This is a genomic window from Photobacterium obscurum (assembly GCF_026191635.1).
GTDB classification, from domain to species: Bacteria; Pseudomonadota; Gammaproteobacteria; order Enterobacterales; family Vibrionaceae; genus Photobacterium; species Photobacterium obscurum.
Genome location: NZ_JAKRRW010000017.1, coordinates 97,299 through 117,321 on the forward strand (window position 1 = coordinate 97,299; position 20,023 = coordinate 117,321).

15 protein-coding genes are annotated in these 20,023 nt (G+C 47.1%); 6 read left to right on the top strand and 9 right to left on the bottom strand.

From position 1 onward, the window contains the following. Nucleotides 1–29: 29 nt before the first annotated feature. The 7 genes from MD588_RS18770 to MD588_RS18800 form a co-directional block, all read right to left on the bottom strand. Nucleotides 30–2,957, bottom strand: coding sequence for a multiheme c-type cytochrome (locus tag MD588_RS18770; protein ID WP_265699151.1), 2,928 nt, complete (start codon nt 2,955–2,957; stop codon nt 30–32). 41 nt (nt 2,958–2,998) lie between these two features. Further along, on the bottom strand, nt 2,999–4,468 hold the full coding sequence (locus MD588_RS18775; RefSeq protein WP_265699152.1) for a hypothetical protein: 1,470 nt from the start codon (nt 4,466–4,468) through the stop codon (nt 2,999–3,001). Between the two features lie 11 nt (nt 4,469–4,479). Beyond that, nucleotides 4,480–5,067 carry a hypothetical protein gene (locus MD588_RS18780; protein WP_265699153.1) on the bottom strand — a complete coding sequence of 196 codons (588 nt, stop codon included), beginning with the start codon at nt 5,065–5,067 and terminating at the stop codon, nt 4,480–4,482. Between the two features lie 27 nt (nt 5,068–5,094). After that, nucleotides 5,095–6,516 carry an FAD-dependent oxidoreductase gene (locus MD588_RS18785; protein ID WP_265699154.1) on the bottom strand — a complete coding sequence of 474 codons (1,422 nt, stop codon included), beginning with the start codon at nt 6,514–6,516 and terminating at the stop codon, nt 5,095–5,097. Beyond that, the gene (locus tag MD588_RS18790) at nt 6,513–7,331 is read right to left on the bottom strand and encodes an FTR1 family iron permease (RefSeq protein ID WP_265699156.1); all 819 of its coding nucleotides are present in this window, start codon (nt 7,329–7,331) and stop codon (nt 6,513–6,515) included. Before MD588_RS18790 ends, MD588_RS18785 begins: the two co-directional genes overlap by 4 nt. Nucleotides 7,332–7,380: 49 nt before the next feature. Beyond that, nucleotides 7,381–7,878 (bottom strand): hypothetical protein, encoded by a 498-nt coding sequence (locus MD588_RS18795; protein WP_265699157.1) that lies wholly within the window; start codon nt 7,876–7,878, stop codon nt 7,381–7,383. Between the two features lie 111 nt (nt 7,879–7,989). Then, nucleotides 7,990–10,011 carry a hypothetical protein gene (locus MD588_RS18800; protein ID WP_265699159.1) on the bottom strand — a complete coding sequence of 674 codons (2,022 nt, stop codon included), beginning with the start codon at nt 10,009–10,011 and terminating at the stop codon, nt 7,990–7,992. Nucleotides 10,012–10,332: 321 nt separating this feature from the next. Between MD588_RS18800 and MD588_RS18805 the strand changes: the two genes are divergently transcribed. The 6 genes from MD588_RS18805 to MD588_RS18830 all read left to right on the top strand — a co-directional run bounded on the left by MD588_RS18805 (nt 10,333) and on the right by MD588_RS18830 (nt 18,364). Then, entirely contained in the window at nt 10,333–10,767 is a 435-nt protein-coding gene (locus tag MD588_RS18805) for a phosphate-starvation-inducible protein PsiE (RefSeq protein WP_265699161.1), read from the top strand. A 185-nt stretch (nt 10,768–10,952) separates the two neighbouring features. Then, nucleotides 10,953–12,410, top strand: a complete 1,458-nt coding sequence (gmtY, locus tag MD588_RS18810; RefSeq protein WP_265699163.1) for a gamma-mobile-trio recombinase GmtY — start codon at nt 10,953–10,955, stop codon at nt 12,408–12,410. Then, nucleotides 12,410–15,088, top strand: coding sequence for a gamma-mobile-trio integrase GmtZ (gene gmtZ, locus MD588_RS18815; RefSeq protein WP_265699164.1), 2,679 nt, complete (start codon nt 12,410–12,412; stop codon nt 15,086–15,088). Before gmtY ends, gmtZ begins: the two co-directional genes overlap by 1 nt. Continuing rightward, the gene (gmtX, locus tag MD588_RS18820) at nt 15,088–15,765 is read left to right on the top strand and encodes a gamma-mobile-trio protein GmtX (RefSeq protein WP_265699166.1); all 678 of its coding nucleotides are present in this window, start codon (nt 15,088–15,090) and stop codon (nt 15,763–15,765) included. Before gmtZ ends, gmtX begins: the two co-directional genes overlap by 1 nt. After that, nucleotides 15,765–16,202, top strand: coding sequence for a VPA1267 family protein (locus MD588_RS18825; protein ID WP_102484573.1), 438 nt, complete (start codon nt 15,765–15,767; stop codon nt 16,200–16,202). Before gmtX ends, MD588_RS18825 begins: the two co-directional genes overlap by 1 nt. After that, on the top strand, nt 16,199–18,364 hold the full coding sequence (locus MD588_RS18830) for an AAA family ATPase (RefSeq protein ID WP_265699167.1): 2,166 nt from the start codon (nt 16,199–16,201) through the stop codon (nt 18,362–18,364). The genes MD588_RS18825 and MD588_RS18830 overlap by 4 nt, the downstream gene beginning before the upstream one ends. Before the next feature lie 151 nt (nt 18,365–18,515). Here MD588_RS18830 and MD588_RS18835 read toward each other — a convergent pair whose 3' ends face one another. Together MD588_RS18835 and MD588_RS18840 are read right to left on the bottom strand one after the other, a co-directional pair. Further along, on the bottom strand, nt 18,516–18,887 hold the full coding sequence (locus MD588_RS18835) for a hypothetical protein (protein ID WP_265699169.1): 372 nt from the start codon (nt 18,885–18,887) through the stop codon (nt 18,516–18,518). Between the two features lie 51 nt (nt 18,888–18,938). Continuing rightward, a complete protein-coding gene (locus MD588_RS18840; protein ID WP_265699170.1) occupies nt 18,939–19,235 on the bottom strand; it encodes a hypothetical protein in 297 nt (98 codons plus the stop codon). Nucleotides 19,236–20,023: the final 788 nt, after the last annotated feature.

A 20,023-nucleotide genomic window follows, 5' to 3' on the forward strand; every position in this document is an offset into this window, starting at 1 on the left:
CTCCAAAGACATCTAGACCGGACTACTTTCTACTGCGCAGTCGACAAGTAAGTTTTCACTACTTTCTGCAGCTCGATTACCTCAGGCTCCGGAATATTTTCCTCCGGATAGGCATTGCGAACTTTGTCCGTCAGCCCCTTGGCGAAGACCTGGTAAAGCACCCGAGTCGACACCGTTAGCGGGTACTCTGCATCCTTCGGCAACTCAAACACTTCATTGCGGGTTTCACCCGATTTAATCCGAGTATCTTTGCCAATCTTCACATAGCGCCAGAAACGCAATCCAACCGGCTTGCCATCCTTATCTACGCCGATCTTGATAAACTTGCGGGCGTCTTTCGGGATCACACCGTTTTCCATCACACCACTACTGTAGACACGCTTACCGTTGGCATCGGTCGCAATCACTTCTAGCCACACCTGGCGGCGCGCCCCACCCGGCATATCATGGCCGGAATTCACATTGGTGATCTTCGCGGTTAGCTGGCTGCCCTGCTTGTCCACCTCAAGGCTCAGCGCCGTCTTCAGGATATCGACACTCATCTTTTTGTGTTCAGGATTGCGCATACCGGTAAAGAAGTAATTTCCCCCAACCAGGTGATGGGAACGCAGGTTCGACTTCATCGGCCCATCATTGGTTGACTGGCCACCGACCTTATTGTCGAAGTCAGTCACATCCTGGGTCATATGACAATCAATACAGGTTTTATGCTGTTTCGGATCATTTGGCGCATTAAACGGAGATGCCAGCCACTCACCAAAGTTATCATTGATATTTGCCCCCTGCCCGGTTGTGAATTCGTTATGGCACGTCGCACAATAGAGCGAACTCTGGTAAAGCTCAGGATTTGAATATGACGCCTTGTGCTGCTCAGGTGAGGCATTGATCTGTTTCTCAGACAGCCACTTCAGCATACTGTTCTTGGCATCTTCGAACACATAGCTATCACGATCTTTGATGTTGACTGTCATATCAGTGTTACCCCCCGCGTTTTCAGCCTTGGTAACCCGGTGGCAAAATACGCAGCCTGTTCCTCGTTCACTCACCGACTGGCCATGGGCATAAGCCTCTTTCAGAGACGCTCCGCCTTTCTCCCACATATCACCAAAATCGGTCATCGGTTTGTTGTCACCATTGATCACCATTTGTGGCGCGTGACAACCACGGCACAACACGCGGAACTCCTCGCCTTCACTTTGCGCGGCAACATCTTCCTGAAAGCGGTAGTAAGGGTGATCCATATTCATGCCATGGTTTGAATCCGCCCACTGATCGTAAATCGTGGTATGGCAGTCGGCACATTCCGCAGAGTTGATCCACTCATCGGGGTGGGTATAACGCTTGTTATCGTCCAGCCGTAACCAGGTCGATAGATATGGCAGGTTTTCCGGCGCACGTACATACTCGTTCAGCGCCGACATCATCTTGGCCGCCTCAAGCGGCGGATTCTCAATACTGACTGGCGGTAGTGTTTCTTCGCGAGGATCTCCCCCCATCCCGCCCTGGGTTTTCTGGATGATATCGATGTAAGCTCCAATCGGATCTCCCGCGATCATTTTACGAACATCAACATGGCCAGTAAGCGCGTTACTGAAACGATCTTTCTTTCCATCTTCCATTAACTGACGGTTAGTAAAGTTAAAACCATCTAGGTGGCACGAATTACAGCTCATCCAGAAATCGCCAGCCATTGGAAAATCAGGCGAGTCGGCCATATTGGCACTGTTAAATAAAGTTTTACCCTGGCGCAATTGCTTTGGTAGCGGATCGACAGAGACCAAATCAGCAAAATCTGCCTGTGTCAGCTTTACCTTGGCAAACGGACCGGCAGCACCGGTATCAAACTTGGCAATATCCAGTGACATTGCATTTTGCACGTAAAGCTCACGTCCGGTAACCAGCAGGCCGCGAGGATTATCACCCGGGACATTGCGATAGATCTGAGTTGCTTTCACCCCACCCTGAAACTTTTTGCGACGATGACGCTTTTTGTTTTTCTTACCCTGGCGCGACAGGTCAAACACCATCAGATCTTCGGACCCGGCCAAGGTAAAGATGATCTTTTTACCGTCATCCGTAAACACGGCATCATGTGGGTTAGAAACAATACGGATCCTGTTGCCGCTTTCGATGATATTAATTTGCTTAAATAGCTGCTTACGCTCGTCAACAATTTCATGCTCATTCCCTGCCTCCAAGTCGAGGATAGAAACAGTAGGGAATACCGTCGACTGAAACTGAAAATCATGGCCGAATGACCATAGCACATGAGGTAGCCATGCCTGACGTCCATCAGGGGAAATAGCAATATTATCCAATAGACGAGGCTTGCCCTGCGGATTCGTTTTGACTGGGTCAGCAGCACTGTCAGCCAGCTGTACAACCTTCTGCAACTGCGGCTGCTCGCCAAGCACGTTGTAAATAGAAACCTGACCTGACAGCGAGTGAGTCACCAGCAGGCGACCATCATCGGTAAGTGCCAGCCCTCGCGGGGTAGAAGCCGTGTCCAGTATCAAGGTGACATCACCCTCAGTATTGATCACCAGAAGCTTATCACGCTCAAAGCTCGTAACGTAGAACTGCTGATGCCGCGAATCATAAACGACCCCGAATGGTCGCGAAGGCACTGCTGTTACTCGCTTGGCTTCTAAGCTTTTAGCGTCCAGCAGTACTACCTGATCATTTAAATAATCCGTTGCCAGCAATAGCTTGCCATCGTCAGTAAGGGCAATTCGACGAATATCTCGGCCGATTGTCGACTCGGCAACAAGGCTGCCACTGTCTCGTGCAAGAAGACTGACGCTTCCAGCATCAAAGTTGGCACTAATTATCTGGCTCTTGTCCAAATTAAACAGCATCGAACTACTTTTCTCGATTGCCAATGCCGACTGGCTGAGCAACACCAGCATCAACAATAAAAATCGTTTCGCAGGCTTATATTTATTTCTTACTATCATTCGCCTATACACTCACACTACATTCAAGCCAGCGACCGAAATCACTGGCTAATTTGATATACAAAGAGGCCCCTTTCACCATGGAACCTTGGTTTAAACTCGGCTACTAGCCGCTGACAGCTAAGGCGCGTGCCCGATATACGCCACGCACTTTGAGGATTACGTTTGTCTGAATTAACCAGTACCACTTGGCTACTGGGATAATACATGTCATAAATTGCGAGACTTCCTAACTGATCGCGGAGCAAATTCACGCTGTAGTTGGTACCGACAACCTCTACCTGCGGGTTAGCCTTGATCAAGGCAATGACCTGCTGAATCGGTGCCTGACTTGAAGCTGAAGCAATACTCAGAAACCCCAGCACCAAGCAGTACAAAATAGAGCCGGCCGCAAGTAGTCCTGCAGTATTTCCCCTCCAGCAACCTGCTTCTGGCTGTTTACCAAGTACGACTAGCTGCACTGGCATGACAACCAAAAACAAAAACAATACCGGTGCCCAATGACGCAGGTTGTCAGGATTTTGCCCGAGCGTGATCCAAAGCCAATACAGCCAGGCGATTGCCACGATAACAGCCAGATCTTCTCTTTTAATACTCGTGATTATTAGACGAGCGCGACCAGACACAGCTATTTCGAAAAAGCCAAGAGTGACAATAACAAACGAGATAACAACCGTGACTAACCCCAGCCAGCCAAAGCCTTTACCCAGAGCCTGTAGCCATTGCCATACACTTGAGCTATCACCTTCGACGGTATTACCCCAGATCGCAAAATGTCCCTGGGTAAAGCGGAGCCCTTCTTCGAAATAGGCCGCGCCATCATGAAACCAGATAAAGCTCAGGCTAAGCAGGCCAATCATCGCAACGGCACTGCCCGCCTGCAGGTATGCGCGTATTTTCGACCCGGTATAACTCCCCCACCATGGCAGCATCACCATGCCTAATGCCAACGGGAAATAGGATGGTCGAGACGCAAGCATCAGACCAATCCAAATTCCAACCATGCCATTTTTCTGCTGTATCGCGGCCATTAACGCCAGCATAAACAGCATAATTGCGGCAGAGTCAGAAAGTCCGCTCAGAGCAATCGAGGCTAGCAGTGGCTGCATTAAGGCCAACAGACAGCCCAAAGTGGCAGCCGCAAGCGAATTCGACAGCAGAAAAACCAGCCGAGCGATGAGTAGCGGGATCAGCGTCGCCGATAACAACGAGACCCAGACAGGTGCGATCATCGGCTCGCCCCAGAGAGCCGCCAGTCGGGAAAAACCGATAAACGCCGGATATCCTGGGAAATGGGGGCGAAACTCCAACACCGAAAAACGCTCAACCGCCCGAGAGAAATTGAGCGCATCATCACTGGTTAACTCCAGCGGAAAACTACGTATCCATTGCCACCAAACCACGTAGGCCAAGGTAATTACAATCACATACTTAAGCTTACCAGCCAGATGCCCAAGCTCGCTTGTGGTCGAGAAAGCTCGCAACTTACCTTGATACCTATCTTGCGACATAGCAGAACCGGCTATTTCAACTGGCTAATTGCATCAACAAGCAACGCGCGCTGATGCTTGAAAGCCTCAGGATCTGCCGGTGCCTGCCCTACACCAAAAACCCCAGGGTTACCAATAGCAGCCAGTACTCCCTGAATCGCTGTTGTCGCTTGCTGCCTGCTAACTTGATCCAGCTTCGGCATGATCAAATCAAGAAACAGCTTACTTTTGACGACCAGCACCTTGGCTACCTGATAGTCACCGAGGTTCTTCTCGGCCCCCTCCAGGCGACGGATGATCTCTTCGATCACGGCGTGATCCATAACGGCCTCCACCTTGGCCGCATCCTTATTTGCCAAGGCCTGCGCCATCGGGGTCAGCAGATCGACCTGATGCTCATTAAGCAAGTAGGAAAACTCATCATGCAAACCGTCTGCCGCCTCTTTCGCGGCTGCAAAATCGTTATTTGCTATCGCCTGCATGATCGCCTCACGCCCGTCAATAACCGGCTCTTTCCCAGCCGCGGCATACGAGTAGGCGTAACTGGATGTACTGATAGCCAGACCCAATAGGATGGAAAAGCCGGCACAAAATACACGAGTAAGCATTATTGGTTTCATTCTTTTCTCCATGTACAGCAAATTGCGTTAAGCAACGCTCTGAACTTCAATCACCGTTTTCTCATTGCGGAAGTCAAAGATTTCCCGTCGGCGGTCATGACCATCAATAACTGACTGTGCCGCCATCATGCCCATTTCCATCGCAGTATCGGTGAAAATATAGCGGAAGGTCCCCTGACGGCCGGTCATGATCAGGTTGCCAAACTGCGATAAATGCGTGATCGCCTTTTCGCGCTTGGTCTGATAAGTCATATCCATCAACGGGTATGCATGCTCGGTATAGGAAGTAAAATACTCGCCGGTTGCCAGTTTCGGATCGACGCCTAGCGATTCAAGATCACTAAACACTCGCTGCTGCAGACGGTCGCCTTCCATAGACCAAATGTCATCATCTTTGTCACAGGGGATCTCGATCATCACCGATGAGCGACCTTCAGGAGCCATATGGGCCGAGCGACGCTTGGGCTCTTGTAACCTTGTTCCTAAGATTTCGGGATCAGACAAGTACTGCCATGTGTTATCAGAAATATTGTCTGTTTCCATCGGCATATTCATAAAGCGTAATGACCTGAACTCCAGGCCACTGTCAAAGCCGGTCAGCTTGCACATCAGCGACAATGGCAATGTCGAAATTACCTCGTCGCAGAATAGGCTTGTTACAGCGCCTTCATACTCGTACTCAACAGCCTCAATCTTATTATCATGAGTGACAGTCAATCCGCAGACATCGCTGTTTAGCACAATCTCCACCCCCTTGGTTTCCAGCACTTCAGCCAGTCGGGTATAGAGCTGGCCAAAACCCAGCTTCGGATATCGGTATTGACGGGCATAGGTGCGAACCGATGAGCGGCGGCCCGGCAGCAGTCGGCGCGCCACATCTTTCAAATCCATCAAGCTGATGCGTTGTGAAGCCCAATCACCAGACAAGAAACCCGGATCAATGCCCCATAGCTTCCCGGTATAACCTTCGAAGAAATGTTTATACAAGGTGGTACCAAAACGGCTTTCAATCCATTCGGCAAAACTGACTGTCGACTGGTCTTGCGGTTTGGGTTTAAATAGCTGCTTACCAAGATCAATCGCACCACCGACCAATAAAGGCAGAGGCGCGTTTTTGATCAGATCAACCATTGCCAGCGGATACTGATAGATCCGGCCACGATAGCGGATCACGCTTTTGCGCTGCGCGTAAAGCAAGTCCTCTCCCATCAGCTCATCAACAAACTCAAGCAGCTTGGGGTTCTTGGTTATAAAACGGTGCCCACCGAAGTCAAAGCGATACTCGCCATGCTTGCCGCTAAACGTCTGGGTCGCACACATTCCACCAACATGATCATCGCGCTCAATAATGGTCACTTTGAACCCGGCCTCAACCAGTTCCCACGCTGCCATCAAACCTGCGGGGCCCGCCCCGAGTACGGCGATATGTTTTTCAGTAGAAACACTCATACCTGCTGATAACCTCGTTTCCAGAAAAAGATAAACGTCAGCATGTAGCCGCCCCAAACCACCAGCTGCAATAACCCCGGTGACGAGTTATAACCAAACAATGCTCGCAGGAAGGTACCAAAGACGCCACGGTCATCGAGAATATGGGATATATCAAAAAGCTGGGCATGAATAATTGGCAGTACATGGGCTGCCTGCAACATATTGATCGCCGATGACAGCAAGCCTGCCGCGATAATAATGATAAATAGGCTCGTCCAACGGAAGAACGAGCGCAGAGGAACATTTCGCGTACTTTTGAGCATCATCCAAACCAATACAATTGACAGGATCAACCCCGAAACTGCACCAATCAACGCATCCTGTGTACTGAACTCACCAAAATTCGAATACATCAAAGCTGAAAAGAACAAAATGGTTTCAAAACCTTCGCGCAATACAGCAAGGGTCGAAAGCAGTACCAGACCAAATAAATTGCCGGTGCTGACCATATCTGTCAGCTCGCGTTGTACCTGAGCGACTTGGTTTTTGGCCTGCTTCTGCATCCAGATGGCCATATAAGTCAGCACAACGGTAGCGAACATTAAGATCCCAGCCATTAGATAGTTGCGATATAGCTCATTGCTAAATTGGTCGACAACCACCTGGAACACAACGGCTACCGCCAGGGAAAGCAGCAGACCAACAAATACGCCCAAATAGATATACTTGTTGTAGTGGCGGGCATTGAGCTTGGCGAGATACGACAAGGCAATACCGACTAATAGAAAGGCCTCGAGCCCCTCACGTAGGGTTATTAAAAAGCTGGCTAACATGTGCTCCCCAATATAAATAAATTCAATGAATTACGGCCTGTTCAAGCTCTTATCGATTTAGAAACGTGTTCACGTATTTGCTTAGGTTCAATACGCTCCAGCGCATTGCATGCCGAAACACCAGAGGTGCCAGCAACCATGATGAGTAAAAATGCACATCCTGAATAAACACCCCTAAAGGGTTCCCCGGGGTACCATAGAAAAACAAGTAGAAACCACTCAGGCTGCAGGTAATCAGTAACCACTCGATAGCTGTTCCCGTCTGGCGTAGAAAAGGCTTATTACTAGAAGTGATCAGACGTCGGTGAGCTCCCCAGAAAGCCCCAACGATAAGCGTAAAAAGCGTGGCCCCCACCAGCATATGAACCAGTAAGCTCCAACGTTCTAGCTGCCAGGCTACATTTACCGTATCCCACAGTAATAGCCCACTAAAAAACATCACATAAAGCAACGACTCAGCCCATTTGTGATGGTAGGCCAACCGGTGCCACCACAGGCTAAACCCGCCAACTTGAGACTTCTGTCCCGAACTCAGAGATACAGACATAACAAACCTACTAACAGCAACAACACTTCATTATTCAGATACGAGAAATAGAAACGACAAAGGCAGCGATCTAAAATCGCTGCCTAATTGGTATAGATTTACACTTACCTTTTACTTCACGCTGGCTTTGTTAGCCATTGTCATTGCAGTACCGAACTTACCGCCAGCGGCAATAATCTGGTGCACGCCGTCTTCATCGGTATCGGTAGAGTTGCTGCCTTTGATCTGGTTCTCACCCGAATCACCCATCCACTCAGCTAACTGCATACCGCCGTTAATAACACCGCGGAACCAGCTTACATAGCGATCGGTTAGCATTGTCAGCTCAAGCGCCGGCTCGTTTTCACCTTCTTCGTTCTTCAGGTGAAGGATAGCCTCGCGTAGACCGCCAGAAATTGCCGCTTCAGTGTAAGGAGTATGAATCGTTGCTTTACCCGGTACCGTTGCCCATGTATTGATGTTTTCATCAAACATGTTTTTCTCTACCGCAAGGTAAATTGAGCGTGCAGCCTGCTTGTACTTCACATCATCTGTCGCAAGGTACGCAGCAACCAGACCACGGATAGCAGCAAACTGTGCATCCAGTGACTTGTCTTTGCTTAGCTTGTTAACGTTTGCCAGCGTCAGACCGTCAAACACCAAACCGTCTTTGTCAACTAGCTGATTGATAATAAAGTCAGCCTGGGCTTTGATCATCGCCAGTGCCTCTTTACCTGCCGCCGTCTTCAGATCGACATCACCAGATTCAGCCGAAGCGTAGCCTACCGGCAGGGCATCTTTCGCACGCTGGTAAATTGACAAAGCCACAATGGAGTATGCAGCATCATATGTGTCTACCATGTTGCCCTGCTTACCGTCTTTGTATTCAGTGACAAATGTGCCACGAGCTTGGTTGTAGTGCAGAGCCGCAATGTTTTTGAACAGTAGGTTTGAAATGTTGTTAGCCAACGAGAATGCGTCATTAGCAACCACATCGTTGTTCTCGTTCGTATCGATATTGGCTTTTGGTGCAGATGCAAACGGAGCACCGTCAAATACCGCAAGGAAGGCAGGATTCTGTGCGCTATTAGCCGTACGCTGATCGCTGTAGGCAAAGAATTCAGCAACAGGCCACAGTGTTGACCAGGTATCACGTAGTGTCGATTTACTATCAGTGACTTTCAGGCGTGCAATAGATTTCACTCCGTTGTTGGTACCTTCTGTTACCGCCACTTTATGCGCAAACCAAATCGGGCCTTTGGCCGGATTGTAATCAGGGCCGAACTTAACACCTAGGTTCTTGCCGTCAAAACCTAGCTGCTGTTGCATAATTTGCAGCTTGTCGATCGACATTTCAGTCAGCATCATGCCGTTAAATCCATCGGCCGCCGAAACACCTAGGCTGTGCTTGCCATCGTGATCCATCGTTGCCGAATCCGCTTCAACTTCTTCGTCTGTCTCAGTAACGTGCATGCCACCAAGGAAGTCTTGCGACCACATCACTTCTTTCAGAAGGATGCCGCCAGTTGCCGCCGGATTGAAAGATTTGTCGAATGTTGTTTCATCCCACGCCAGTGACTTATAGTCACGGAAATAGGCAGGAACAACAGTCTGAACCGTTTTACTATTTCCCTTAGCCGTCAAGATTTCTACTTCATCACCATTTACGGTCGTCGTGTCAGGCTTTTGTGCAAACTCCGGGCTACCTGATACATAAGGGATAGAAATTGGGTACATATTCTGCGGAATTTCGCTGACCGGGAAGCCTACAGCTTCTGCCATCTCGATCACTCGTTTGCCCAAATCTGCTAGCTGACCGCCACGTGCACGGTTAACCGGACCATTGACAAGGTGCGGACCCATTGTCGACTGGTAGTTAAGTGCGTACATTGCTTCTTCTGAGTATTCATAACTTTCAATACCAGCAGCAAAATCAAAAGGGGTTGGTTCATCGGCCATATTTGGGTCGAGAACATCAAGATCCAAACCAAGAGATTCAGCTAGCGGTTCACCCGACAGCTCAAACTCGGTATAGGCTAAAAAGCTACCAGCTGGTTGATGTGTTTTATCTAATACTTCTACTTGAGCTGTGGCACTCGCCGCTGTTGTAAATACAGCGGCGGCAATTGCAACGCTAAGAACTGACTTCTTCACTACTTTTCCTTCTTATAGTATCCATTACAGAGCGGGTAACTCTTCATTATTATTGGACAAAGCTGAAACGAGAACGATTTGCATTCTATATGTTTCAAAATGTAAATCAAGGTAGTGAGAGTAATTATCATTTTTATTCTTGATCATAATCAACATTTAAAATGCATGTTATGAATCAAGGGGCATTACACTTAGGCTGTTTCTAGCCTCACCATCATCGATACCAGACAGCAATAATTCATCGCTTTTATATGCGATATACACTCATATAATATACCTACAGATAATAAACATAAGCGCGTAGCGCAAAAGGAAACTTAGATGCCTTCTAGTCTGCCAAAAGGGTTCACCAGCCCTTTTTTGAAGTTGTTTCACATCCTCGAGGCGATTCTTCTCGTTGCTATCACTCTTGCCACCATTGCAGCAATGGTAACCGAGTTCATACATGTCTATGTGAATAAAGAAATCTTGCTAACCGATATTCTTCTGATGTTCATCTATCTGGAAGTATTGGCAATGGTGCAGCAATTTGTTGCCCACGGAAAAATCCCGGTACGTTATCCGATTTATATTGCCATTATGGCGATAGCTCGCTATATCACCCTGGGCATGAAAGAGCTCGACGGCATCTTCGTGGTGTGGCTGTCATTGGCCGCATTCATTCTAGCTGCAGCAACCCTGATGATCCGCATCGGCCATCATTACTGGCCTTACGAACAGGTTACTGACCCGACTAAAAAACAACCTGAAGATTAAAACAATCACCACCGTCCAGAGCGATGGTTTAGAGCTAATAAGTAAAAAGGGAGCCTAGGTTATATATAGTAACTTAAAAGGTGTATATTATGTATGAAGGCAGAGAAATCTGCCTTTTTATTGTGCAATGCTTATATTAGGTATATAGTGATTTATGTGTACAGCATGTATAAGGAAAGCATGGTTTGTCATCAGTAAAAGTTAGAGCAACGATTGTAGAGGACAATACGGGCATCAAAAGCCAACTGCCTATCTTGCTAACTGAGCAAGGAGAGTTAAGGACGGTCACGGACTACCTACTCAAGCTAGAGGCGGACGGTGTGAGTAACTCCGTCATGAATGGGTTTCTTCAAGCGGTGTCCTTGTTGCTGGATTACATGGAAGCCAATAGAGGGTTGTTTGACGATCCGAAGTTGCTTTTCCAGACCTTTTCTAAGCGGTTGTATACAGGAACGATTGGTGAGGATGGACTTGACCCATCAGGTTTGTATTGGGTGCCCAGTTCGACCAGTAATGTTAATAAGCATATTCACCGACTGACGGCATTCACCGATTGGTTGGCAAATAAGCAAGGCACTGTGTCAATGAATCCCTTGCGTGATGCCACACCTCATGAACAGCGGCTCAATTACGCCGCATGGTATCGAAAAAACCAAAATGATTTCCTTGGTCATATCGAAGATAAGACCGTCAATAAAACCATCCGTAAGGCGCGAACCATCAAGGGGCGCACACCACTCACCAAAACCGAAGATGACGCTATCGCCTTTCCTGAAAAGCATTGGGAAGATTTTTATATGAACGGCATCGGTGGCGCGAGCGACCCACGAGTGGCACTCAGGGACAAATTAATACTCCTGCTTATGCACGGTGGCGGGTTACGGGAAAGTGAGGCTTTAACGCTTTGGGTCACAGATGTGCTTGAAGACCCCTACAACCCAGATAGCGCAATCGTTCGAATTTATAATGAAGTCGATGGCAAAGCGCCAAGTGACCCTGAAGTTCGCTCTAAAAATCAGAATAGAGAAACGTACTTAAAAGAAAAGTATGCGCGTATCCCTCGCCAGCGCATGAAAGGTACAGCTCATCTTGGCTGGAAGAATCGTGTGGTTGACCATAAAGACAACTACATACAGGTTCAATGGTTTCCAACCGACTATGGCAAAGTGTTTATGTCACTGTGGAAAACCTATCAAAAATACCGTGCCAGCATCGACTGTCACCACCCTTATGCGTTTATTTCGTTTCATCACCGTGCGTTAGGCAACCCTTACACCATTAATGCATTCCATGATAACTACGCCAACGGCTTGAAGCGTGTCGGCTTAGCGCCGAACAAGGCAGAAGGTTTAGATCCCCACGGACATCGACATAATTACGGCAGACGACTTGAGCGTTCAGGGCTGAACCCTTTGGTAATCCGCCGTTGTATGCATCACAAGTCTCTGGACTCACAAATCCCCTACACAGGCAAGAGCCAGCAGGAAATCTCTGACGAACTGACCCAAGCTACACTGCAACTGGCAAACCTTGAATCCAAAGTCAAAGCACTCGATTGGAAAGCGCTGGTCGAGGATGGTTTCGATGACATCGACCCGCAGGGCTGCTTCACTGGCAAACATCCTAAATTGAGAGGTAAATAATGGCGAAAAAAATCAAAAAGTATGACGGACGCTCATCGGATTTAGCCTTCTCTTGGATGCTTACTACGCTCGGTGCTGAGTGGCAGCAGTGGCAGGAACTGGCGGCTGAGTGGATAGCGACACAAACAACTGGCATTGATGATAAGAAGAAAGCGTTAATCTACTTCTTCGAGTCCTACCTTGATAAATATGCATCTTATTCAATTGATAATATCGAGTTGTTTTTTAAGGGCTACAAAGGACATCAATGCTCTGGCGAAGAGTTAGAAAAAGTAGTAAGAACAACTATCAACGCACCTGTTCGGTCTGCAATAACAGTGAACTATCCTTGTGATTTCATCGACTTTGTTATCGAAAAAGTGTTCTTGGAAGAAGATGACAATGGCAATCTTGTGCCACTGGTTCAAAACCCTCTCAGCAAAATCAAACGGCAAAATAGTGCGACGGAAACTGTCCGCAATCCCTTGCCGTATCGTTACATTCAGGACTTACGCCAAATCCTTTGTCCGCTGCCAGATAAAGCCGAACTGGCCGTCATTGAGCAAAACCTCAAGGACGATGAATCCTTGCTTCCAACTTATCACTACCGCCATTTTAAGCACTGGACATGGGCGCAACAGCAAACAGGACAAGGAAATATGAGTGGTGACTGGTTTGAAGTGGAACCTGAGCTGATTGATAAGTCCGACCCCGACTGTGTGTGGCGCACCAAAGAGGTGACTCGCAGTATTAAAGGAGAGGGGAAGAAGAAAATCACCCTTCACCAAATCTGGTCGCCCGTCAAAGCGATGGTGATTTTCATGAAGTTCCACCTACCACTGCGCACTTATCAGGTGCGTATGCTGGACAGCGGTGAAGCGGACACATGGTGCTACGAGCAAGGTCAATGGGTGCTGAACACCAAGCATGATTTTGCCCTTGGAAGTGAAAAACGCCCATTTGGTAAAGGAGTCTTCCGCCGCATTCACGACACCATAACAGGGTTGTATTCCACAGGCTTGTATATCAACACCAACAAGACTGCTGATCAGAACAAAGACGAACTAGAGCGTGGTTACATCATCCCTTGGCAAAACGAGGAAGTGCTGCATTGGCTGGAAAAACTGCGTAACTGGCAAGAAAAATACAATCCAATTTCTAAACCAACCGACTGCACTACATTGTTGAGAAAGCATACTGGCGCGAAGAAATCGGATAAGCAGCTAGAAAGTATGGGGGAAATAGCCTTTCTTTTTCGGGATGCCTCGGCAAAAGGTGAGGATAAGCACAAACCAATTGCAGGTGACGCAAATATAGCGCATTTCTGGTATCAACTCTTATTGGCGCTAGAAAACCAACTCGCAGAGCGTGGCAACACCCTTGATAACGGCGAGCGCTTGAAACTGGTTGTGGATTACCCAGAAGATACGCAAGAAGGTGCTAAGGTTGCCACGCTCTTTCCATTGCACAGTTTGCGAGTCTCACTCATCACGGCTTATACGATGGACACTCAATTGCCATTGCCTGTTATTTCTAAATTACTGGCGGGACATACGCGCCTGTTGATGACCATCTACTACAACAAAATTACCCCATCAGTGATGGCAGAAAAAATGGACGAAGCGCATGGAGAGCTAGACGCAAAATCCAAGCAATCGGTACGCAATTTCCTTAAAGATGCCTCGATGGAGCAAATCCAGTGCAAGATGGTGTATCACAGCGATGACAGCATTCAGGCAGCACTGGTTAACCGCAATCCAATCGGTTGGGAAGAGCGCTCGTGTGGTCTGTGTTTGGTGGGAGGCAACACTGTGAAATCGGATGAAGTCAGCACTCTTGGCGGCTGTTGGAACGGTGGAGAGTTGATTAAGGATTCAAAAACTGCTGCAAATCGCGTTTATGCCAGCGTGCCACATGGCGCTGAGAACTGTATTCGCTGCCGCTGGTTTATTACCGAAGCACGATACCTTCCAGCTCTAAATGCCCACTTCAATCAACTGAGCTACAAAGCGCATCAGGCCGCTAACCTATCTGTTGAGATTGAAGGTGAACTGGAAGCCCTCAAAGACGAACAATTCTTTTGTGAAGAGCAAGGCAAACCGTTTATCAAGCACGATGAACTGCAAGCCCTACAGCGCCGCTATGAAAAACAGCAAGTCGAAGCCGATGAATACGCCAAAGATTGGATAGCGTGCTTTGAACTGATTCGGAAAATCATTCGTGTCGAAGAAGCCAGAAATGAGGATGACACCAAAGATAAACTGATTGCGGTTGGCTCTGAGCAAGATGTCAGCCATGCCTTGAAGTTTATCGAAACCGACTCAGAGTTACTGCACTTATCGCTGCTTTGTGATGACGCTGAATTCTACCCTGATTTGCAGGACGAACTGCGTAAAACCCCTGTTATTCAAAAGCGCTCGATGCAACTCAGTAGAGTGCTGATGAAAAAAGGCTTTGAGCCGATTTTCATGGAAATGGACGATAAACAACAACTCATCGCCGCCAATGCCATGCTGCGCCAAATGGCAAAAATCGCCGACCCTGACGACAAACTTGAAGGCTACCGCAAAGTGGCGAGCTACATCGAAGCGGGTGAGTACCTGACTGATAACAAACTGTTCTCTCAGGGTATTCATGCACTGACTGGTAAAGCCATTCACCTAGATGGCATCGCACTACCGAACTTATTGGAGGGCTAATGGAACTCGATATTGATGTCATTCTGGCTGACTTAAAAGAAGGGAAAGTACCTCGCACTCAGCAAAACCTCGATAAGCTCAACGACACGCTAAAAACCTATGCGGAATCAGGTCAGCGTGACTTCTCCATCACGCAAATTGGTCGAGTTTCTGCTGAAAATGGTGGATTGGCGTATGAGGCTCTGCGTGCTACCCGTAACAAGCACTACCGAACACTCATCGAAGCATGGGCGGCAAAGTACAATACCAATACCAAAAAACCGCTATCCAACACCTCACGGTCTAAATCCATCCCTGCGGATAATAAACTGTTAGAGCGCATCCCAGACCCTGCGGTACGCGCCTTGTTTGGTCAAATCATTGCCGAGCGTAACCGTTACCGCAAAGAGGTTAATTTGCTCAAGCAACACGCCAATATTACCATCGACAAACGCCCTGTGCGCCAGTTTGACACCACCGCAGAACCAAGCGTGGAAGTGCTGCCATCCCTATCAGGCGTACTCACCGAATCAGAGAAAAAAGCCTTAGCGTATGCCATTTCTGATGAATGTATGGAAAAAAACGACTGGCTATATACTCAGGCGGGTCAGGTAAAAGACATGGAATACAACAGCGAAGTATTCCCTAGAGGCTTTGTCACAGGGCTTCGCAAGCTATTGGGTGAGGTAGATGACTAATGGCAAGTGGGCAGCAGAAAGCGCAACAAAATCTTGAGGCATTTGAGGTCTGGAAAGCCACACAGACGGACGATGAGTTTAAGCAAATCGTGTTCAGAGGTCAGCTTAATCGTATTGAAGTGGCAAAAGGTATCGGTTGTGGAAAATCGGCTTTAAACCAAAATCCTGCCCTCAAGAAAGCACTCAAAGCCTTAGAAGATGAGCTGCGCGGTAAAGGTGTCCTGCCACCGTTGACCGACGCTGCCAAGAAGAATGAGGGCAAACCTCAAGCCTACGACAACACAGCAAATCGAAAGCTTCTCGATTCAAAGCGGGTGTCGTCATTGGAAGCTGAGAACATTGAATTGAAAGCCAAGGTCAAGGAGCTTGAAAAGCGACTTGAGCGCTTCGGTGAGCTGTCTGAAACCTTATCCGAAATGGGGTTGATGCCACGATGAATACCGCATTGCATGAAGACCAAATGCGTGTAACCAGTATCCCTTATCGCTCGACCAAGATGGTGATATTCAGCGGTGTACCGCTGGCGAAAGACTCTTACAAAACCAATAGTGGGAAGTATTACGTCACCATCAAAGCCGACCCCGATAGCATCCCTGTGCTTCCAACGCTGGGTCAGCATTGGTCAGTCAAAGGCGCTCGCCAGATAGAAAATATGGAGATGGGTGATTATGTAATGCAGCAGCACACTTATGAATCACCCAAGCATATTGAATGCACTTTACCCGAAACAGGTGAGCAACTGATACGCTTTATCGCCAGAGAAAGTGACTTCAAGGGTATTGGTGAAAGCAAAGCTAGGGCGCTCTGGCATCTCTTGGGTAAAGACTTCCATGCCACACTGAGAAATGACACCCCAGAGTCCAGAAAGCGTCTGACATCGATTCTGAGTGAAGATTCAGTGGAAGCACTCTTTAAGGGGTACGCCAAGTATAAAAATCTGGCACATTGCAACTGGATGAGCGAGCACAACATCCCCGCCAGTGTGCAGCAACGGCTGCTCAAGCATCACGGTGAAGCCTCCATAGAGGTAATTAAGGATAATCCTTATGCTTTGATGGGCTTTGGTCTTTCGTTCAGTGCCATTGAAGATATTATCAAGGTAACGGATTTTAAGAGCGATGTTGCGAAGGATGACCCAAGAAGGCTCAGCGCTGCTCTGGAAATGGCGATTCGCAAGGAGATTGAAAAAGGTCACACCTATACCACTCATGCCAATGTGCGCCCTTATCTCAACAAGCTACTGAAAGACAAAACACTGGTCACTCAGGCGTTCCAATCAGGTCATGATAAAGCTCAGTATATTTTAAATCCCGACACAGGAGCCTACCATCCAACGGCGCAACTTCTGATGGAAAGTGTCGTTGCCAAACGGCTAAATACACTGATTAAGCGAAATGACTTGTTTGATGAAAACGCCAATGCTGCGTATTGCTCTGCGGTTGCGGAACTTCCCTACGAATTAACTCCTAAACAAATCGAAGCCGTAACAACGTGTCTGGATAATTCGGTAAGCTGTATTACGGGCGGTGCAGGAACAGGCAAGACAACGGTACTCAGAACAGCTCTCAGGGCTTACCATCAACTTGGGTTTGAAATACACGCCGTTGCGCTCAGTGGTCGTGCCGCAATGAGACTTCATGAATCAATCGGTTTTGTTACCTCAACCATTGCCAAATTGCTGCGTGAAGAACCTATTGAACCCAGTGCCGAGAAGCCCAATCACCTACTGGTCATCGATGAAGCGAGCATGATTGACCTACCGACTATGTATCGCCTTGTGAATCACATTCACCCCTCTGTACGATTGATATTCACTGGCGACCCTGACCAACTCCCACCAATAGGTTGCGGCAAGGTGTTGGCAGACATCGTTGAAGCAAAAACGGTGGCTAATACGATGCTAGATATCGTCAAAAGACAGGATGGTTCAACGGGTATCCCTGAATACTCAAAGCTCATCAATCAAGGTGTGATGCCTGAACAATTAAGCACAGGTGCAATACACTTTCACGAAACCAGTAAAACAGACATTGCCAAAGTCTGTTGCGATCTTTACCAAGAATCCCCTGATAGCAGTCGTGTCATGGCTCCAACCAAGGCACTCGTATCAGAAATCAATAAGCTCACCCAGCAAGCCGTTAACCCAGATAGCGCCAGCCTTGAGTTCGAAATCAATGGTGACAAGTTCTTTCTGCCACTTCGCCTCAATGATGCGGTGTTATTTACGCAGAATCATTACGACAAAGGTATTCAGAACGGCTCCCTTGGTATGCTAACCAGCGTCAAACCCTCTGGTGATAGTTACGGTGAAGTGACGCTAGATACAGGTGAAAAGATCGAGATAACACAATCCGTTCTCGACTGCATGGAGTTGGGTTATGCCATCACCTTACACAAAGCCCAAGGCTCACAGTTCCCACGCATCATTATTGCTCTGCAAAAAGGAAGAATTGTAGATAGAGCGTGGCTCTATACGGCAATTACTAGAGCTGAAAGTGAAATCCATATCGTTGGCAGAAGAGATGACATGAAGCTGATCACCGAAGCGCCTAGTCACTCTCATAAGCGGAATAGCTACCTAAAAGAACTGTTGAGTTAGCAATTTCAAACTCGTTTATGCCCCATTGTAAGTTAACGTAATTACTTATTCACAGGCTGTTAATGTTGGTTAGTGATACTTTCGCTAATCTCTAGTCCAAAAAGTCAACCTGAGGCTCACTTTTGGGTGGTACATAGAACGGGTTTTATGTTTAATTCAACTTAAGGTTTTGACACATACGAGCATTTGCTATTTTGGCAAATGATTTTATATCCACCCCTTGAGGCTTTCCTTGCTGTGTATAAAGTTGCCCAAATACAGCTTGCGACATACCGATAGAGTAACCAACCATGAAACCACGCTTTGTATTGCTTAAATATTCGCTATCTACGTAAGTATCCAGCTTGTCATACATGTAGTTTGTGATTTGATCATGGAGCTCATTGTTATTGGTATACGTGGCTATAGCTGCACATAAGGAATGCTTACCCATTTGTTCGTAAAACTCTTGATTATCCTGTTTCGAAATTGCGTATACCCTGCATGACAACAACAGAGTGGCAAGTAGTACAAATCTATACATTTTATGTCCCTATTAATCAATCGGTAAAAACTTCGGGAGTTACGAAATGCATCACTCGTTAATTATGCGCTCCCAGTCTTTAAAGCATGGATTTTCAACAAGGTAGTATCCATTTCCATCCGAAAAAACATTTGATAATATTTTTTGATCACAAATGTCAGTAACATGAATAACAATATGACGGAAGGCTGAGAAAGGGTTACATGGTTCGCTTCCAATTTGTGGTGGTTGCATTCCATGGAAAAGACACGTGAACTTCAGCTCTTGTAATTTTTCTGTACACACTTCTGTGCCTTCATCGGTACAACCTTCTCCTTGACCATCTCTTACTTTGTAAATTGTAGCCATAGACCTACCCCTCAGAAAATAAAAACCTTTACTCAATATTTGTATACATAATCGCCTTTTCAAGGTTTGTTTGTTGGTGCGTTAAGTGGCTGTTATGTTGAATCATCCTCGAACAGGAGTGATCGTGTAACGGCCAGATACGAGAAAGGCCGCCAAATAGCGGCCTTAATGAGGAGTGAAATACTTATCTGTAGACATGCTTGCAAATTGGCACTGCCAATAAATTACTTGCTCTTCAGCATCGACAAACACAAATTGGTTTATAAATATCTCTTCAGCTTCGCTTCACAGCGGCTTATCACCGACAAACCACATCACCAAATCCTCTCTTATCCTCTAACAACCAATTAAACTTTCCCACGAGAAAAATTTTCTACAGCTCAAGGTCACTCATTTGTAGGGTCATAGTTAATTCCCCCTCAATTGATAAGCCATAAAATTAGCGGATAAGTATTCACCTTAACACCTTATGCCATGAATTGCACTCAGTACGATAATTTTGCCTCGCATTTTTTCTGTTTGTTAGTGTGTTAAGTACCCAATATGTTAAATATGCCAGATCAGGCTCCTTTTTGGCACTTCTAGTCCCTCAGAAGGCTATAGCGATGTTTTTGGACACCTGATCAAAGCAATATGCTTCCGATAGCGATTGAAAGTGTAGTGAAAAGATGAAATTGGTAGGCAAACTAGAAGATTGCCACACTTGAGCTAATTCATGTTTTTCTAATTTAGCAAAGTCGCTAACTCAGAATTGTCCAGAAACGTGTTTCGCGGATGGTCAAGAAAAA

What these genes read in the sequence shown, in the direction of transcription:
- MD588_RS18805 (WP_265699161.1), top strand. Translation starts at nt 10,333, where the DNA reads ATGCCTTCTAGTCTGCCAAAAGGGTTCACCAGCCCTTTTTTGAAGTTG.
- gmtX (WP_265699166.1), top strand. Translation starts at nt 15,088, where the DNA reads ATGGAACTCGATATTGATGTCATTCTGGCTGACTTAAAAGAAGGGAAA.
- MD588_RS18840 (WP_265699170.1), bottom strand. Translation starts at nt 19,235, where the DNA reads ATGGCTACAATTTACAAAGTAAGAGATGGTCAAGGAGAAGGTTGTACC.
- MD588_RS18775 (WP_265699152.1), bottom strand. Translation starts at nt 4,468, where the DNA reads ATGTCGCAAGATAGGTATCAAGGTAAGTTGCGAGCTTTCTCGACCACA.
- gmtZ (WP_265699164.1), top strand. Translation starts at nt 12,410, where the DNA reads ATGGCGAAAAAAATCAAAAAGTATGACGGACGCTCATCGGATTTAGCC.
- MD588_RS18785 (WP_265699154.1), bottom strand. Translation starts at nt 6,516, where the DNA reads ATGAGTGTTTCTACTGAAAAACATATCGCCGTACTCGGGGCGGGCCCC.
- MD588_RS18770 (WP_265699151.1), bottom strand. Translation starts at nt 2,957, where the DNA reads ATGATAGTAAGAAATAAATATAAGCCTGCGAAACGATTTTTATTGTTG.
- MD588_RS18825 (WP_102484573.1), top strand. Translation starts at nt 15,765, where the DNA reads ATGGCAAGTGGGCAGCAGAAAGCGCAACAAAATCTTGAGGCATTTGAG.
- MD588_RS18790 (WP_265699156.1), bottom strand. Translation starts at nt 7,331, where the DNA reads ATGTTAGCCAGCTTTTTAATAACCCTACGTGAGGGGCTCGAGGCCTTT.
- MD588_RS18830 (WP_265699167.1), top strand. Translation starts at nt 16,199, where the DNA reads ATGAATACCGCATTGCATGAAGACCAAATGCGTGTAACCAGTATCCCT.
- MD588_RS18795 (WP_265699157.1), bottom strand. Translation starts at nt 7,878, where the DNA reads ATGTCTGTATCTCTGAGTTCGGGACAGAAGTCTCAAGTTGGCGGGTTT.
- MD588_RS18835 (WP_265699169.1), bottom strand. Translation starts at nt 18,887, where the DNA reads ATGTATAGATTTGTACTACTTGCCACTCTGTTGTTGTCATGCAGGGTA.
- MD588_RS18780 (WP_265699153.1), bottom strand. Translation starts at nt 5,067, where the DNA reads ATGAAACCAATAATGCTTACTCGTGTATTTTGTGCCGGCTTTTCCATC.